The organism is Ruegeria sp. BA12, assembly GCF_056539625.1.
In genome coordinates, this window is record NZ_JBQFVF010000004.1 from 256,741 (window position 1) to 273,175 (window position 16,435).

The 16,435-nt window shown below is 58.3% G+C and carries 18 protein-coding genes; 12 read left to right on the top strand and 6 right to left on the bottom strand.

Going from position 1 to position 16,435, the window contains the following annotated elements; translation table 11 throughout:
* Nucleotides 1–16 precede the first annotated feature (16 nt).
* Entirely contained in the window at nt 17–196 is a 180-nt protein-coding gene (locus ACR0B0_RS10770) for a hypothetical protein (protein WP_170349765.1), read from the top strand.
* Here ACR0B0_RS10770 and map read toward each other — a convergent pair.
* Nucleotides 184–996 (bottom strand): type I methionyl aminopeptidase, encoded by an 813-nt coding sequence (map, locus tag ACR0B0_RS10775; protein WP_480647731.1) that lies wholly within the window; start codon nt 994–996, stop codon nt 184–186. The two genes, ACR0B0_RS10770 and map, sit on opposite strands and share 13 nt — an antisense overlap.
* A 191-nt stretch (nt 997–1,187) precedes the next feature.
* Here map and ACR0B0_RS10780 point away from each other — a divergent pair, with 191 nt between their 5' ends.
* Complete coding sequence (locus ACR0B0_RS10780) at nt 1,188–2,876, top strand: tetratricopeptide repeat-containing sulfotransferase family protein (RefSeq protein ID WP_170349767.1); 1,689 nt, start codon at nt 1,188–1,190, stop codon at nt 2,874–2,876.
* A 37-nt stretch (nt 2,877–2,913) separates the two neighbouring features.
* On the opposite strand, the gene ACR0B0_RS10785 is transcribed toward ACR0B0_RS10780, so the two are convergent.
* The gene (locus tag ACR0B0_RS10785; protein WP_480647733.1) at nt 2,914–4,056 is read right to left on the bottom strand and encodes an amidohydrolase; all 1,143 of its coding nucleotides are present in this window, start codon (nt 4,054–4,056) and stop codon (nt 2,914–2,916) included.
* 105 nt (nt 4,057–4,161) lie between these two features.
* Nucleotides 4,162–4,869 (bottom strand): DNA/RNA nuclease SfsA, encoded by a 708-nt coding sequence (gene sfsA, locus ACR0B0_RS10790; protein ID WP_480647735.1) that lies wholly within the window; start codon nt 4,867–4,869, stop codon nt 4,162–4,164.
* Nucleotides 4,870–4,921: 52 nt separating this feature from the next.
* Here sfsA and ACR0B0_RS10795 point away from each other — a divergent pair, with 52 nt between their 5' ends.
* Genes ACR0B0_RS10795 through ACR0B0_RS10815 form a run of 5 tightly spaced genes read left to right on the top strand, consistent with a single transcriptional unit; the run spans nt 4,922 to nt 8,605 of the window.
* The gene (locus tag ACR0B0_RS10795; protein ID WP_170349770.1) at nt 4,922–5,644 is read left to right on the top strand and encodes a competence/damage-inducible protein A; all 723 of its coding nucleotides are present in this window, start codon (nt 4,922–4,924) and stop codon (nt 5,642–5,644) included.
* On the top strand, nt 5,641–6,369 hold the full coding sequence (locus tag ACR0B0_RS10800; RefSeq protein WP_480647737.1) for a GNAT family N-acetyltransferase: 729 nt from the start codon (nt 5,641–5,643) through the stop codon (nt 6,367–6,369). The genes ACR0B0_RS10795 and ACR0B0_RS10800 overlap by 4 nt, the downstream gene beginning before the upstream one ends.
* Complete coding sequence (locus tag ACR0B0_RS10805; RefSeq protein ID WP_480647739.1) at nt 6,366–6,938, top strand: peroxidase-related enzyme; 573 nt, start codon at nt 6,366–6,368, stop codon at nt 6,936–6,938. Before ACR0B0_RS10800 ends, ACR0B0_RS10805 begins: the two co-directional genes overlap by 4 nt.
* Nucleotides 6,935–7,837, top strand: a complete 903-nt coding sequence (locus tag ACR0B0_RS10810; RefSeq protein WP_170349773.1) for an OmpA family protein — start codon at nt 6,935–6,937, stop codon at nt 7,835–7,837. The genes ACR0B0_RS10805 and ACR0B0_RS10810 overlap by 4 nt, the downstream gene beginning before the upstream one ends.
* A 48-nt stretch (nt 7,838–7,885) precedes the next feature.
* A complete protein-coding gene (locus ACR0B0_RS10815; protein ID WP_170349774.1) occupies nt 7,886–8,605 on the top strand; it encodes an SDR family NAD(P)-dependent oxidoreductase in 720 nt (239 codons plus the stop codon).
* A 169-nt stretch (nt 8,606–8,774) separates the two neighbouring features.
* On the opposite strand, the gene ACR0B0_RS10820 is transcribed toward ACR0B0_RS10815, so the two are convergent.
* Both ACR0B0_RS10820 and ACR0B0_RS10825 read right to left on the bottom strand, forming a co-directional pair.
* Nucleotides 8,775–10,100: a methyltransferase family protein gene (locus ACR0B0_RS10820; RefSeq protein WP_425081357.1), complete on the bottom strand. Its 1,326-nt coding sequence runs from the start codon at nt 10,098–10,100 to the stop codon at nt 8,775–8,777.
* 24 nt (nt 10,101–10,124) lie between these two features.
* On the bottom strand, nt 10,125–11,036 hold the full coding sequence (locus ACR0B0_RS10825) for a LysR family transcriptional regulator (RefSeq protein WP_170349776.1): 912 nt from the start codon (nt 11,034–11,036) through the stop codon (nt 10,125–10,127).
* Between the two features lie 228 nt (nt 11,037–11,264).
* Between ACR0B0_RS10825 and ACR0B0_RS10830 the strand changes: the two genes are divergently transcribed.
* The gene (locus ACR0B0_RS10830) at nt 11,265–11,705 is read left to right on the top strand and encodes a DUF4399 domain-containing protein (RefSeq protein ID WP_170376221.1); all 441 of its coding nucleotides are present in this window, start codon (nt 11,265–11,267) and stop codon (nt 11,703–11,705) included.
* A 78-nt stretch (nt 11,706–11,783) separates the two neighbouring features.
* On the top strand, nt 11,784–12,392 hold the full coding sequence (locus ACR0B0_RS10835) for a LysE family translocator (protein ID WP_170349778.1): 609 nt from the start codon (nt 11,784–11,786) through the stop codon (nt 12,390–12,392).
* Nucleotides 12,393–12,405: 13 nt separating this feature from the next.
* Here ACR0B0_RS10835 and ACR0B0_RS10840 read toward each other — a convergent pair whose 3' ends face one another.
* A complete protein-coding gene (locus tag ACR0B0_RS10840) occupies nt 12,406–14,433 on the bottom strand; it encodes an FAD-dependent oxidoreductase (RefSeq protein ID WP_480647742.1) in 2,028 nt (675 codons plus the stop codon).
* Between the two features lie 137 nt (nt 14,434–14,570).
* Here ACR0B0_RS10840 and ACR0B0_RS10845 point away from each other — a divergent pair, with 137 nt between their 5' ends.
* From ACR0B0_RS10845 to ACR0B0_RS10855, 3 genes are all read left to right on the top strand, one after another.
* Nucleotides 14,571–15,056, top strand: coding sequence for an RNA pyrophosphohydrolase (locus ACR0B0_RS10845; protein WP_170410760.1), 486 nt, complete (start codon nt 14,571–14,573; stop codon nt 15,054–15,056).
* 6 nt (nt 15,057–15,062) lie between these two features.
* Nucleotides 15,063–15,602: an RNA polymerase sigma factor SigZ gene (gene sigZ / locus ACR0B0_RS10850; RefSeq protein WP_480647744.1), complete on the top strand. Its 540-nt coding sequence runs from the start codon at nt 15,063–15,065 to the stop codon at nt 15,600–15,602.
* Nucleotides 15,603–15,666: 64 nt separating this feature from the next.
* Complete coding sequence (locus ACR0B0_RS10855; protein WP_170549930.1) at nt 15,667–16,377, top strand: glutathione S-transferase family protein; 711 nt, start codon at nt 15,667–15,669, stop codon at nt 16,375–16,377.
* Nucleotides 16,378–16,435: the final 58 nt, after the last annotated feature.

Consider the following 16,435-nt stretch of genomic DNA (forward strand, 5'->3'; position numbering starts at 1 on the left):
TGCTAGCATTCGGGGCATGGACCGTACCTTAAATCCCCCGATCTGGACCCTTTCAAAGGATACGGAATCGACTACCGGCCCCGAACGCAATCCCATGCGCGCGCCGGTATTCATCCATGACGCAGTAACGCCGTGGAGGGATGAGACATTGCTGCTGAAGCTATTGCGCGATCAGGCCGTCAATCAGGACGAATAGGTTGGGTGAAACTTGTTGCCCGGTGACAGGGTAAAGATCTCAACCCCATCTGCCGTGACACCCACCGAATGTTCGAACTGCGCCGATAGTGACTTGTCACGGGTCACGGCGGTCCAGTCATCGGCCAGCGTTTTGGTCTCGGGGCGGCCCAGATTGACCATCGGCTCGATGGTGAAGAGCATGCCTTCTTCCAGCTTCGCTCCGGTCCCCGGACGGCCATAGTGCAGCACGTTGGGCGGGGCGTGGAACACACGACCCAACCCGTGGCCACAGAAATCGCGGACAACGCTCATCCGGTGCGCCTCGACATAAGCCTGAATCGCGTGGCCGATATCGCCGAAGGTGTTGCCCGGCTTGACCATCTCAATGCCTTTGAACAGCGCATCATGGGTCACCTGAATCAGACGCTCTGCCTTGCGGGGCAGTTTGCCGGCCACGAACATGCGCGAAGTATCGCCGAACCAGCCGTCAACGATGACGGTAACGTCGATATTCAGGATGTCGCCATCCTTCAGGCGCTTGTCGCCTGGGATGCCGTGGCAGACCACATGATTCACGCTGATACAGCTTGCGTGCTGATAGCCCTTGTAGCCTATGGTGGCCGACGTTGCGCCTGCATCCTCGACCATCTGAGTGATCAGGCGGTCGATCTCACCGGTTGTTTGGCCGGGAAAGACATGATCCGCAATATCGTCGAGTATCCGCGCCGCCAGTGCCCCTGCCGCGTGCATGCCGGCAAAGTCACCCTGTTCATAGATGCGGATGCCATCCTTGGTCAGACGGCCACGATGTTCTTTCATGGATGCGAGGCTCCAAATGTTTCGCGCAGCACTCCTTTTACGCTGCTTGTGCAGAAAGTACCAGAGGGCGTTGGGTCGTAATGTCAAGTCCGCGCCCGGTTTGGTACCTGATCGCATATAGACCCTCAGGTAATTTTCAACTAGCACAAAGCAAGGCTGCGCGGGTGCGCGAAACAGGAGAAGGCGTGCAAATGCAAAGAAAAGCAGACCAGTTGAGGGCCGAGATCACCAATATCAGCGCGCTTCTCCAGGCTGGTCGGCTGGATCAGGCCTTTAAACGCGCCACCAAGGCGGCCAAGAAATGGCCTAAGGCTGCGGCGTTGCCCCGAATTGCCGGTCTGTGCGCAATTCAGCAGCAGAACTTCAAGCAGGCCCAGATTTATTTTGAACGCGCTTGGCGGCTGGACCCCGGCAATGCCGAACTGATCCAGAACTATGGCCTGAGCTTGATTCAAGGCGGCGAACCGGCTGCTGCCTTGAAGTTTCTGGAAAAAATCAGCGCACGTGGTCCTCTCAGCCCGGCGCAGCTGTTCATTCAGGCGTTGGCCCTGCTGCAAGAGCAAGAAGCGGAAATGGCCCTTGTAGCCATCGAACAAGTCCTGAAGCGCGAACCCGCCAATGTGAATGCGCAAATTCTGAAGGCGGACATTCTGGACGCGTTGCAGCAATGGGATAGTGCTGTAGACATGTTGAATACGCTGGTTCGAAAAAACCCGCGGTTTCTTCCCGGCCTGTTGCGTCTTGCCAGATCTCAGTTGGGTTTGGGCCAGCTTGGCGAGGTGTTAAAGAACCTACGCACAGCCCTGGTGCAAGCGCCTGGTCACCCCGAGGCGCTTGAGATGATGGCGGGGTTGCCCAACCTGACCTTCGAGGATGCCGCAACGCTGAAGACGCAGATCGCAGCTGCGCTGGAGCGCGGCGTGCCAAACCCTAAGGATGCTGTGATGGTATGCTTTGCTGCGGCCAGCCTGGCACGCCGCGAAAAGAACACACCGCTTGAAATGCAGCACCTGTCTGAGGCTCATTTGATGCAGCGTGCGGGGTTTGACTCTTGGGAAGAACGCAGCGTGCAGGAATGCGATAAACGGCTGGCTGCGCCATTGCCCGCTGCCCAGCCCAAACCATCCAAGGGCAGTACCCGGCCGATTTTTGTGGTTGGTCTACCCCGGTCGGGCACCACGCTGGTCGAGCGTATTCTGGGCCGTCACTCTGCTGTTCAGGGTTTGGGTGAGCTGGCATCAGTACACCAATGGGCCAGACAGGCCGAAGCGCAACCACCCGAATGGCGCGAGGCTCATAATCTGGCCGATTTCTACACGGGTAAGCTGCCTTCGTTGACAAATGGCGCAGTGGCTTTTGTGGACAAAGCACCGGGCAACTACGCTTTTTTGGGTGAGATTGCGCAAGCTTTCCCCAATGCCGTGATTTTTAACGTGCTGCGAGACCCGCGCGATGTCGCGCTGTCCATGTGGCGCGCGAATTTTGGCGCGGGCGGGTTGTATTTCACCCATGACCTGGACTGGATGGCGGCCGAGGCCAACCGGTATCAGCGCTATATGCGGCACTGGCACAAGGTACTGCCCGGGCGCATTCACGACGTTCGGTACGAGACGTTGGTAGGCAATCTGGAAGAAACCGCAAAAGAACTGGCTCAGATTTGCGATCTGTCCTTTGAGGACGCGATGCTGTCACCGGACAAGTCCCCGAACGCGATTAAGACGGCCAGTAACCTACAGGCGCGCAAGCCGGTCAATGCCGCCTCGGTCGGGGGCTGGCAGGCGGTGACAGATGAGTTCGAGCCGTTTGTGAACGGACTGGATGCCGAGTTGTGGGCAGAGTTTCTGGATGCGCCGGGCGATGCTGAGGAACAGCAAGCCTGAAACCGGTTGCGCCCTTATCCATTGTGGCCGCTTCGGTTCAATCCCTTGCGGGCAAACGATCGCGCGCAAGCGCAGTCCAGAAATCGACCCCCAAGAGCAGCAATTCATCATTGAAATCGTAATCGCTGGAGTGCAGCGGTTGCCCATGCGGTCCGGTTTCGCCATTTCCCATCAGCAGAAAACAGCCCGGAACGGCCGCGCTGAAATGAGCGAAATCTTCGGAAAAGCTCATGGGTTGGCGGTCGGGGATGGTGTCGGCGCCGATGAATCGTGCGGTCCGAACAACGGCCTGTGTGGGTTCCTCGGCATTAATTGTTTCGATGAATTCCGTGTTGAACATGACATCGACCGAGACCCCGTGCGCGATGGCCACACCGCGTGCGATTTCGCGCATCAGGCCCTCGATGGTGATGCGGTCTTCGGGGCTGCGGGCGCGTACGTCGCCTTTCAAAGTCGCATGTCCCGGCAGAACATTGCGTTGCCCATCGGTCAGAAACTCGGTTACTGACACCACTGCCCCGGCACCGGGGGCAAGTTTACGCGATACGATGGTCTGCAATGCCTGCACCATGTCCGCGCCAATGGTTATCGCATCGCGCCCTGCTTGCGGCATCGAGGCATGACCCCCCTGACCGGTGATTGCAATCTCGAACAGGCTTTCTGAGGAACAGATCAACCCGATCCGCGTCGATACCTGCCCGACAGGGGCACCGGGAAGGTTGTGAATGGCATAGATCTCGTCCACCGGAAACTGTTCCAGAATCCCTTCATCAATCATCGCCCGCGCGCCGAGCCCATGTTCTTCATTGGGCTGGAACAAAAAAACTATGGTGCCATCGAAGCCGGGATCAGCAGCCAGTTCCTTCGCGGCGCCCAGCAACATCGACATGTGGCCGTCATGCCCACAGGCATGCATCACGCCGTCGGTCTCCGAAGGGTAATCGTGCTGGCTGGTCTCATGGATTGGCAGGGCATCCATATCAGCGCGCAGCCCGATGGCCCGGTTGCCTGTACCCGCTTTCAACACCCCCACGACGCCGACGCCTTCGTGAACGTCCAGCCCAAGGTCGCGCAAAAATTCCGCTACTTTGGCCTTGGTACGTGTCTCATCGAACCCAAGTTCCGGAAAGCGGTGAAAATCTTGCCGCAAGGCAACTAGCTTTTCTTGATTGGACTCCAAGTGCGTTCCCCTGACTGGTTGGTAAATCGTTGGTGCGGGTGACCCGGGCATAGTCAAACGCGCGGACCGGGAAATGGCAACGGGCGCAACAGATAAAATCCGGCCTTATCCGGGTTGCGCCCGAATCCTTTCGCCGACCGTGATTTCGGTGGGTGCAATGCGCGTGCCGTAAATCAGCCGCTCGACCCCTTGCCCCTGCGCGACCTCGAACGCGGCCGCGTAGGCTGGGTCGATATCCGCGGCCAGCGCGAACCGGTCGCAATCGGTGCGCTGCATCAGATACAGCATGATCGCGCGGTGCCCCTGCGCCGCCATCTCCGCCAATTCGCCCAGATGTTTTGTGCCGCGCGCAGTGACGCTGTCCGGGAACTCGGCCAGTCCCGGTTGGCGAGACAGGGTGACGCTTTTAACCTCGACATAGGCATCTGGCAGGCCCGGTTGGGTCAATAAAAAGTCGATGCGGCTGTTTTCGCCGTATTTCACCTCGGGGCGGACGGTCCTATAGGCAGCAAGTTCCGGAATCTCACCAGCTTCCAGTGTCGCGCGCAGGGCTTTGTTGGGAACCGAGGTGTCGACCCCGGTAAAGTGTCCATTTTCATGATCGACCAAACGCCAGCCGTATTTCAGTTTCTTCTTCGGGTCGTCATTGGGCTCAAGCCAGATTTTCCCACCCGGCTCCGCCAGACCCATCATTGAGCCCGGATTGGCGCAGTGTGCGGTCACCTCGCGCCCGTCCTCCAACGTGCAATCGGCCAGGAAGCGTTTGTAGCGTCGGATCAGGCGGGCGGGGACAAGGGGGGTTTCAAATTTCATGCCTCAGGGCCTATACCTGCCCCAAAGGTCGATCAAGAGGGAGGCACGCGCCATGGCCAATCCAACCGCTGCAATGCTGGTGATCGGGGATGAAATCCTTTCAGGCCGCACCCGAGATGCGAATATGCATTACCTCGCCGGTGAACTGACCAAACATGGCATCGATCTGAAAGAGGTGCGCATTGTCAGCGACGACGCATCCGCCATTGAAACGGCGGTCAAGGCGTTGTCGGAAGCCTATGACAATGTCTTTACCAGCGGTGGGATCGGCCCGACCCATGACGATATCACCGCCGACAGCATTGCCCGTGCGTTCGACACGCCTATCGACGTGCGCGAGGATGCGCGCGCTTTGTTGCAGGCCCGCTATGACAAATCCGGGCAGGAGTTGAACGCGGCCCGCCTGCGTATGGCGCGCATTCCGGACGGGGCGGCGCTGATCGACAATCCGGTTTCGACCGCGCCGGGGTTCACCATTCAGAACGTGCATGTGATGGCCGGGGTGCCCTCGGTGTTTCAGGCGATGGTTGCCAGCGTGTTGCCCGGCCTGACCGGTGGCAGCCCGTTGTTGTCGCAAACCCTGCGCGTGGAACGTGGTGAGGGTGATATCGCGGGCCCGCTGTCCGCCTTAGCTGAAGATTTCTCGGACCTGTCCATCGGCAGCTACCCGTACCAGATCAACGGCGTGTTTGGGGCGAACGTGGTTGTGCGCGGCACAGACGGGGCGCGGATCGACGCGGCTGTCACCCGGTTGGCGAAAGAGCTTGATCTGTGAGCGTCAACTGGCCCGACATCGTTGACGGCACCTGGCCCGCTGCGGGCTATGAACGGCTGGGTCCGTTTCAGCTGCGACAAGGGCAGGGCGGCGGATCGCGGGTGTCAGCGGCCAGTGCATTGGGTCCGGTGACCGAAGCTGATATCAACGGTGCCGAGGCTGCGATGCAGGCGATGGGGCAAAAGCACCTGTTCTGTCTGCGTCCGGGGGATGAGGCATTGGATGCTCAGCTTGCCGCGCGCGGGTATGAGGTTCTGGATCCGGTTAACATCTATGCCTGTCCGACAGGCCACCTCACCGATACACCGATCCCGCGCGTGATGGTCTTTCCCACGCCGGAACCCCTTGCGATCATGCGTGAAATCTGGGCGCAGGGGGGAATTGGCCCGGCGCGGGTTTCCGTGATGGATCGGGTGAAAGGCCTAAAAACAGGGCTGCTGCTGCGCCGCGACGATCAACCCGTCGGTACTGTATTTGTCGCGATACAGGACGGTGTTGCGATGGTTCACGCGCTTGAGGTTCTGCCGCAGCACCGGCGACACGGGTTGGGTGCCTGGGCGATGCGCGCGGCAGCCTTTTGGGCACAGGAAAACGGTGCCGAAACACTCAGCGTGATCTGCACCAAGGCGAATGCTGCGGCCAACGGGCTTTATCACGCACTTGGGATGGAGATTGTCGGCGAATACCACTACCGTCAGCTTGTCCAAGGAGAGAGCCTGACGTGACCGACCAGAATATGCCCACCGCGCTGAATTTGCCGATGGTGGACCCGCTGCCGCCCGAGACGCAGAAATACTTTGATATCTGTGTGGAAAAGCTGGGCTTTGTACCGAATGTGCTGCGGGCCTATGCGTTTGATATCGACAAGCTGAACGCATTTACGGCGACGTATAACGATCTGATGCTGGGCGACAGTGGGCTGAGCAAGCTGGAACGGGAAATGATCGCCGTGGTCGTGTCGGCGATCAACAAATGCTTTTACTGCCTTGTGGCCCATGGCGCAGCGGTGCGGCAATTGTCGGGCGATCCTCAACTGGGTGAGATGCTGGTGATGAACTACCGTGTGGCGCCACTGGACCCGCGACAGCGCGCGCTGCTGGATTTCGCCGCCAAAATCACGACTTCCAGCGCCGAGATCGAAGAGCCCGATCGCCAACACCTACGGGATGTCGGGCTGACAGACCGGGATATCTGGGACCTTGCCAATGTCACCGGATTTTTCAACATGTCGAACCGGGTTGCCAGTGCTACGGCCATGGCCCCGAACGACGAATATCACGCGCAGGCCCGATGACCCGAATTGCCTTTCTGATCCTGGTGTTGCTGGCCGGACCGCTTGCCGCGCAAGACCTGACCCTGCCTAGCGGCGCACGTCAACTCAGCGACCGTGTCAGCCCCTTGGACAGTTACGATCTGCCAACTGGCCCCTTTGCCGATGGCAGCCTGCCCGTGCGCCACGTCGAAGGGCAGATTGAGCGCATCACATGGCGTGTGCAATCGGGCTCTAGCACCACGTTGCAATTGTTGGCGCCATTGCGTGAACAGATCATCGCGCAGGGCTATGAGGTTTTGTTCGAATGCGAGGCTCGGAACTGCGGCGGGTTCGATTTCCGCTTCGGGACCGAGGTGGTGCCGACCCCCGACATGTATGTCTCGATCCAGGATTATCGCTTCTTGGCTGCCACGCGCGGGGATGAGGTGCTGAGCCTGCTGGTCAGCCGCAACCCGCCCAGCGGCTATGTGCAGATGATCCGTGTCACCCCGGTTGGTGTCGCTGCTCCGCCGCCGCTGGTGATTGAGGAAACGGTCAGTGGTTCGGACGGCCTGCTGAGCGAATTGGCCCAGAACGGGCATGTGATTCTGGACGACCTGCATTTCCGTACCGGTGAGATCACGCTGGGTGACGGGCTCTTTGCCTCTCTGGATTTGATTGCCGGGTATTTGGCCGACAATCCGGGTACGCGGCTGGCGTTGGTGGGCCACACAGATGATACCGGCGCGCTGGATGCTAATATCTCGGTTAGCACGGGTCGGGCGCAAGCGGTGCGAACCCGCCTGATCGAGGCGCATGGGGTTGCCGCCGACCGGCTTGAGGCGCGGGGGATTGGGTATCTGGCGCCGTTGACGTCAAACGCGACCGCCGAAGGGCGCGACCTGAATCGCCGGGTTGAGGCCGTATTGCTGGTCAATTGATCGCACCGACTTAGGTCAGTGAGAGGTCCAAGAGTGAAGGAGCCCGCCATGGCCGATCAGACACAAACCCCTCAGGCATTGATCATCGGCGCGGGGGCAGGCCTGTCGGCCTCATTCGCGCGGGCCTTGGCTCGGGATGGATATGCGCTGCACTTGACCGCGCGCGATATCGCGAAACTGGAACCACTGGCTGCCGAAACGGGTGCGACGCTTCATCAGCTGGACGGTACGGATGCCACGGGCGTAGCGGCGTTGGTCGCCGATCTGCCGGGTGAATTGCGTGTGGCCTGTTACAACCCTTCGGCCCGGCAGCGTGGTCCCATCACCGATCTGGACCCCGAAACGGTACGCAAGGCAGTTGAAGTAACGGCCCACGGGGCCTTTTTGTTAGGGCAGGCCGCTGCCCGCCGCATGCTGGACCAGCCGATGCGGGACAACCGGCGCGGAACGATTCTGTTCACCGGTGCCTCGGCTGGGGTCAAAGGCTTTCCGCTGTCCGCACCCTTTGCCATGGGCAAATTTGCACAACGCGGATTGGCTCAATCCATGGCGCGCGAGTTGCACCCCAAAGGCATCCACGTGGCGTGGGTCAATATCGACGGTGGCATCCGCAATGCGTCCCGTCCGGAACGGGTTGAGGCTACGGACAACCCCGACAGCATGTTGGACCCGGACGCCATCGCGCGGGAATACATGCATTTGGTACATCAGGACCGATCCGCCTGGAGTAACGAGCTGACCTTGCGTCCTTGGGTCGAGCGTTTCTAAAAGACAATCAAGAAAAAAAGACCCGCACTGATGCGCGGGCCGTCGAGGTTCACCGGGGGAGATCTTTCCTGTTACTTGCACTATCACTGGCAAAAGAGACGATTTGTCGACAAAACGAAGACGATCTGTGGTTGTTCTTCGACTAATCGCCTTCGGTTGGCTCTGACCGTCAGGGTTTCTGACTGCGACGTTGATTTCGCAAGCGCGCAATCAGGCCATATTCCGCGATCCAGTCAGCATAGACGTGATAGTCTTCGTCGGTCATAAGATGCTTTTCTTCCGTCTTGGCGCGCGCGTAATACAGTGCATTCACCCCCAACAACAAAATGCAGCTTTGAAGGGCGGCCGCTGGTCCGACGGCCGAAAGAAATGGCATGTAAAGCATCCACCACATGATGTTTTTGGACAGATAGGCAGGATGCTTGGAATAACGAAACGGCCCGGTCGTGATAATCCCGCGATGGGTCAGGTTCGAAAAACGAAGCCCGAACGCAGCGGTTGCCCAGGCATAGATTATGGCAAGCAACAGAATTACGCCGCCCCAAACAATCAAAAGCACAGGCTGATCCGACAGCCAATCCGTCCATGATTGCGTGCCTGCGCGATAGTCGAGCGGGCCGCCAGTGGTCATCAACGCGAAGGGGGGATAACACACCAGCGCAGCGACCCAGGCAGACAGATACGGGTTCGCAGTTCTAATATGTGAATCGAGAACCCGGAACGTGCAGACATAGCCAATCGACCCGATGCACACATCCACAAGAAAGGAAACCTGGATCAAGAGCAGGATGAGCGACACTGGATCGGCAAAAAAGCTCTCTAGATCCGCGTTGGTCACGAAACTGACGATCTGCGGTAGGATGGTGATCATGAAGGCCAGGAAAAACCCTTTGACCAGCCATGTCCTGCAATGGTCTTTAATCTTTTCAGAATCCACGACGGAAAGCTGCAGGGTGATCAGCTTACCAAAGTGCCAAAGCTCGTCGCGCGGCTCGACCATGTGGCGGGTGGTGAAGGCAATATAAGCTGGGGACAGAATCCAAATTATAGGAAACCACGCAAGGGTCAGTGCGCGAACCAGCTCGTATTTTGACGAGTCGTAGGTCGGAATGATCTGGTAGGCCATGGCGATGACGAAAAAGGTCGCCCCAAGGCCCAGGGTCTTTGTTACCGTGATTGAGACAACATCTGAAGAGTGCCTCCTGAGCCTATAATCCAATCCTGTTGAGGCGCGCAAATGGGCCTTGTCCAGCAGGATAGACGACACAATCATCGGAAGCGCGGCACCCGCCAACAACAACTGAATGGACTGCAACAACGGCGTGTCGAAATAGACGGCTGCCAATGTTGCTGCAAAAAGGCCGACTACGCCAATCAGGCCAGTGATTTCGCTTACGGCTGAAACCGGGGGCGTTTTTGACCCTGTTGACGATGCAGGACGTGCGTCGCCATCGGCGTGCTCGGTGCTATTCTCGGTCTGAATAGCTGTATTCATTTGTTCAGCCTGTTGAGCATCGGGTCAGTCCACCCAATCCATCAGGCCTTTTTCCGCAAAGGACTGAACCAGGAAATCGATGAACGCGCGTACTTTGGGCTGCGTGAAGCGGCCGGGTGGATAGACGGCATAGATACCCTGCACCTCATCGGGCAATGACGGCATCGCATCCAGTACCTCGCCGGATTTCAGCGCCTCGGCATATAGGTAGCTGGGCAGATATGCGATCCCCAGCCCCGAGATCGCCGCGTTCAACAGCGACTGACCGTCATTCACGCTGAGCCAACCGGCGGTGCGCACTTGTCTTTTTTCACCTGACGGTGCGGTCAACCTCCAGACATTGCCCGAGGATTGGCTCGAATAATGCAGCAGCTTGTGTTCATTCAGATCGTCGATTTTCTGCGGACGACCGAATTTCTCGATATAGCTGGGCGCGGCCACCATTCGTTTCACGGTTTCGGTCAGTTTACGTGCGCGCAGGGTGCTGTCCTCAAGCTCACCAATGCGTACGGCGACGTCGAAGCCTTCGGAAATCAATTCCACGTAACGGTTGTTCAGAACCATATTCACGGTGATATCCGGGTACGCGGCCAAAAAGTCCGACAGCACCGGCGACAGATGGTTCACCCCGAAATCTGTCGCCACGCTGATTCGCAGCAGGCCAGAAGGTGCCGATTGCATTGAGGTGACCAGCGCATCCGCTTCGCCCGCGTCATTCAGTACGCGGCGCGCGCGGTCGTAATAGGCCAGCCCGATCTCGGTCGGGGATACCCGACGCGTGGTACGGTTCAGCAATCGTGCGCCCAGCCGTGCCTCAAGGCTTGATACATGCTTTGATACTGCAGATTTAGAAATACCCATCTTCTTGGCCGCATCGGTGAACCCACCCTGATCCACCACATTGGCAAAGGCTTCCATTTCGGTCAGTCGGTCCATACTCGTTCCCCGGGTGTTTTGTCTCTGCCTGACTTTGGCGCCCAATCTGGGCGGAAACGGGGCAGACATGGGATAATATCAGGGATTTAATTGCTATCGTTTGCAGATGGGAAACGCGGAAACAATAGTTTCCAAGGTGACTACACCCCAAAAAAGACAAAGGGTTTAGGGGCATTGGCGCGAATATGCTAAGATGAGAATGGCAAATTTGTGACCACGGAGGAGATCATGAAAGCCTTTTTCGCCCTTGCTGCCCTGTGCCTGTCCGCAACCCTTGCGTTGGCCGGTGGAGAAACGCCATCCAACCCCGAAGCAAAGGTTTATTTCGTCAATCTGGCGGACGGGGATACCGTCAAGTCCCCTGTGACGGTGGTCTTTGGTCTTAGCGGCATGGGCGTGGCCCCGGCCGGGACCGAGAAGGAAAACACCGGTCACCATCATTTGCTGATTGACCGCCCACCGCTAGGAGAGGGCGAAGACGGCGCGGATGAGCTGGCCTATGGTTTGCCCGCAGACGACAATCACCTGCATTTTGGTGGCGGTCAGACCGAAGTGACGCTGGACCTTGCCCCCGGTGAACACACGCTGCAACTGGTGTTGGGCGATGCAGGGCACGTGCCGCATGCAACACCAATTGTGTCCGAGGTGATTACGATTACGGTGGAGTAGTCACCAGAACTGCCAGCTAAAACGGTTTACATTAATTTGATTGTCGGAAACTCTGCCTCGGAACAAGTTGGAGGCGGCATGTCGCTTGAGTTTTTTCTGACATCCCTAATTGTGGTGCTATTGCCGGGGACCGGTGTGATATACACGCTGGCCGTTGGTCTTGGGCGCGGTTTTCGCGCCAGCCTTGCGGCCGCAGTTGGATGTACAATTGGAATCGTTCCGGCAGCGCTTGCCAGTATCATCGGGCTTGCCGCGCTTTTGCATACCAGCGCGCTGGCGTTTCAGCTCATCAAGTATCTGGGTGTCCTTTATCTGTTTTATATGGCTTGGGGGATTCTCAAAGATGGCGGCGCATTGGAGGTCAATGCCGAGAAATCCTCGGTAAGCCACGTCAAAATCGCGGTGACCGGAACTTTGATCAATGTTCTGAACCCCAAACTATCCTTGTTCTTTCTGGCCTTCCTGCCACAGTTCTTACCGGCAGGTACGGCGAACGCAGGGCTGGAACTGATCAAGCTCGCCCTTGCCTTCATGGCACTGACCTTTGTGGTCTTTGTTGGATACGGAGCCTGCGCGGCGCTGGCGCGGGATTATGTCATTCACCGACCATCCGTCATGACCTGGATCAAGCGGTGTTTCTCAACCGCGTTTGGTGCGCTGGGCGTCAAGCTCGCGCTTTCCGAGTAACCTTTGTACGAACTCAGAGGCTAGCCGCCAACCGTGTGCCCTGATTGATCGCCCGCTTGGCGTCCAGCTCTGCCGCTACATCCGCGCCACCAATCACGTGCGGGGTGATGCCGCGATCGATCAGCGCGTTGGCAAGGCAGCGTTCAGACACCTGACCAGAACACAGAACAATCGTATCCGCTGGGATGACAGTCGGATCAGCGCGTTCTTCGCCAAAGGTTACATGCAGGCCGTCCTCGTCGATGCGTTCATAGTTCACGCCGCCTACGAAATTGACGTTTTTCATCTTTAGCGTTGCGCGGTGAATCCATCCCGTAGTTTTGCCCAGCCCTTTGCCGTGTGCCTGCTTCTTGCGCTGCAACAGGGTGATCTGCCGCTTGGGAGCCTCGGGCTGCGGGCCTTCGGGGGCCAGGCCCGAGCGGTGATCCTCGGGGTCGGTCACACCCCATTCCTTCATCCAGACGGGCAAGTCGGTTGTGGGGCTATGTCCGTCTTCAATCAGGAATTCGGACACATCAAAACCAATGCCGCCTGCGCCGATCACGGCGACGGACGCGCCGACCTCGTCCTTGTTGCGCAGCACGTCGATATAGCTGAGGACGTTGTCCCGATCCTGTCCCGGTATCTGCGGATCGCGAGGGGTAACACCGGTGGCGATGATCACTTCGTCAAAACCGGTCAGGTCATCGGCACTAATCTCGCGGTTCAGTTCCACTTTCACACCCAGATCAGCCATCATGGTGCGGTACCAGTCGACCAGGCCCCAGAACTCTTCTTTACCCGGTACCTGTTTGGCCATGTTCAGCTGACCGCCAATTTCACTGGCGCGGTCGAACAGGGTGACCTCATGGCCGCGCTGGGCGGCGGTCATGGCGGTGGATAGACCAGCCGGGCCAGCACCGACAATAGCCACTGTCTTGACCGTATCTGCCTTGGCAATCTCCAACTCGGTCTCGTGGCAGGCGCGCGGGTTAACCAGGCATGAGGTCAGCTTGCCGCTGAACGTGTGATCCAGGCAGGCCTGGTTGCAGGCGATACAGGGCGCGATCTTGGCGCTGTCCCCGGCAATCGCTTTGTTCACGAAATCCGCATCCGCCAGCATTGGGCGGGCCATTGAGACCATATCGGCGCAGCCTGTCGCCAAAACCTCTTCGGCCACTTCCGGTGTATTGATCCGGTTTGAGGTGATCACGGGGATCGAGACCTTGCCCATCAGCTTTTTGGTCACCCACGCAAAGGCGGCGCGGGGAACACTGGTCGCAATCGTCGGAATCCGTGCTTCGTGCCAACCGATGCCGGTGTTGATGATCGTCGCACCGGCCTGTTCTACCCGCCGCGCCAATTCCACCACCTCATCATGGGTCGAGCCGTTGGGGATCAGGTCAATCATCGACAGGCGGTAGATGATGATGAAGTCCGTTCCCACCGCCTCGCGCGTGCGGCGTACGACTTCGATGGGCAGGCGCATCCGGTTCTCATACGACCCGCCCCAACGATCGGTGCGCTTGTTGGTGTGGGTTACAAGGAACTGATTCAGAAAATACCCTTCAGAGCCCATGATCTCGACCCCGTCATAGCCTGCCTTCTGGGCCAATCGGGCTGCGTTGACGATATCGCTGATCTGTTTCTCGATGCCGTCTTCGTCCAACTCGTTTGGTGGAAACGGCGAGATCGGAGACTTCACAGGGCTGGGAGCCACACATTTCGGGCCATAGGCATAGCGGCCCGCGTGCAGGATCTGCATCGCGATCTTGCCGCCTGCTTCGTGTACCCGCTGCGTCACAATGGAATGGTTCGCCACTTCTTTGTCGTTGGTCATCATTGACGCACCCGGCAGGACCGAGCCTTCAAGGTTCGGGCCAATCCCGCCCGTCACCATCAGTGCCACGCCACCCCGCGCACGGTCGGCATAGAACTCGGCCACGCGGTTCCAATCGCCGGTTTCCTCAAGCCCTGTATGCATCGAACCCATCAGCACGCGATTCTTCAACGTGGTAAAACCCAGATCCAGCGGGGCCAGCATGTTTGGGTACGCAGTCATGGCGAAACTCTCCCTCACGAATTTGCAACCTAAATTGACGCGCGCGTAAACTTTGTCACGCGAAACCTAACGTCACCCCCTTTGCGGACCTCGCGGCGCTTGTTAGAGGTTGCCTGAACATCCCCATGAGGCCACGCATGACCCCCGAAGAAATCGCCAAACTTCCCTATCGCCCCTGCGTCGGGTTGATGCTGATGAATGCCGACGGCAAGATTTTTGTCGGCCAGCGCAATGACCGCCATAAGGACGCGTGGCAGATGCCGCAGGGTGGGGTGGACAAGGGTGAGGACCCCCGCGATGCTGCCTTGCGTGAGCTATGGGAAGAAACAGGCGTGACCGCTGATCTGGTCAAGGTGGTGGCCGAGACCGATGGCTGGCTGCCTTATGACCTGCCGCATGAGATCGTGCCCAATATCTGGAAAGGCCGTTTTCGCGGGCAGGAACAGAAATGGTTCCTGCTGCGTTTTACCGGCCGCGACGATCAGATCAACATCGCAACGGATCACCCGGAATTCACCCGCTGGAAATGGCAAGACCCCGGCAAGCTGATCGCGGAAATCGTGCCCTTCAAGCGTGAGGTCTATGAGCAGGTGGTGGACGCGTTCGCCGATTACCTGTCATAAACCAACATGCAGATCGAAGATATTTGGCCGAAATATCGCGCTCGTCTAAAGGCGTTTTTGCATTCGCGCGTGTCCAATGCGGCGGATGTGGATGACCTGCTGCAAGAGATTTCGGTCAAGGTCTTCACCGGCCTGCCTGATTTGAAAGATCCGGCCAAGCTGCAGCCGTGGCTGTTTCAGACGGCGGATCGCACTATCATTGACCACTATCGCAAAGCGGGCCGTGCGCAGGCGCATCCGGATGACCTGTGGTATCATCGCGATGATCCCGAAACCCGTCAGGATCTTGAAGGCTGTGTCGAACCCTTCATTCGGGGTCTGCCCGCCGAGTCCGCAGATATGTTGATGGCCATAGACATCAATGGCATGTCACAACGCGATTATGCACAGGCGCATGGGCTGTCCTATTCGACCCTCAAGTCACGCGTTCAAAAAGGTCGGTCCGAGCTGCGCAAGGCGTTTGAAGACTGCTGCAATATTTCGATGGATGTGCGGGGAAACATCTCGGACGTGCAGGAAAAATCCACCAATTGCAGAAAATGTTGATCTGATCGTCGTCTTTTTGGCGTGGGCTTCGTCTGACAGGTGAAGCAACCAAAAGGAAAGACCAATGATCCGTATTATCAGCTTTAAAATCTGCCCCTTCGTTCAGCGCGTCACGGCGCTGCTTGAAGCCAAGCAGGTGCCTTATCAAATTGACTTCATCAGCCTTAGCGACAAGCCTGATTGGTTTCTTGAGCTGTCGCCCACAGGCCAGGTGCCGGTGCTGGTGACCGAAGGCGGCACGCCGCTGTTCGAGTCAGACGCAATCGCTGAATATCTTGATGAAGTCGCTGCCCTGCTGCAACCCGATCTGACGCCCGAACAGCGCGCCTTGAACCGAGCGTGGAGCTATCAGGCCAGCAAACACTATCTGGTTCAGTGCAGCACCATGCAAAGTGCGGACAGCGCGGTATTTGGTGAACGCGTGACCAAATTGAACGCCGCCTTTGCCAAGGCGGAAAAACAACTGGGCGATGGTCCGTTCTTTGCAGGGGAAACGCTGGGCAATGTGGATATGGCATGGCTGCCCTTGTTGCACCGCGCTGCGATTGTCGCCGATCACAGTGGGCACGACATGCTGGCCGATTATCCCAAGGTGAAAGCGTGGCAGCGGGCCCTACAGGCCACGGGCATTCCGCAGAAATCCGTGTCCGACGACTTTCACGACCGCTTCACCGATTTCTATCTGACTGAGCGCACCTGGCTGGGTCGGGGTGCGAATGTGAACGAGGCTCCGTCGGCGACCGAAGTGAAACAATCCGGTGGCTGCTGCGGCTGATCGTTCACCGGCCCGCACGTTGGCGTGAGAGGGCGTGGTCGCTTGTCCGAGCCCTCTC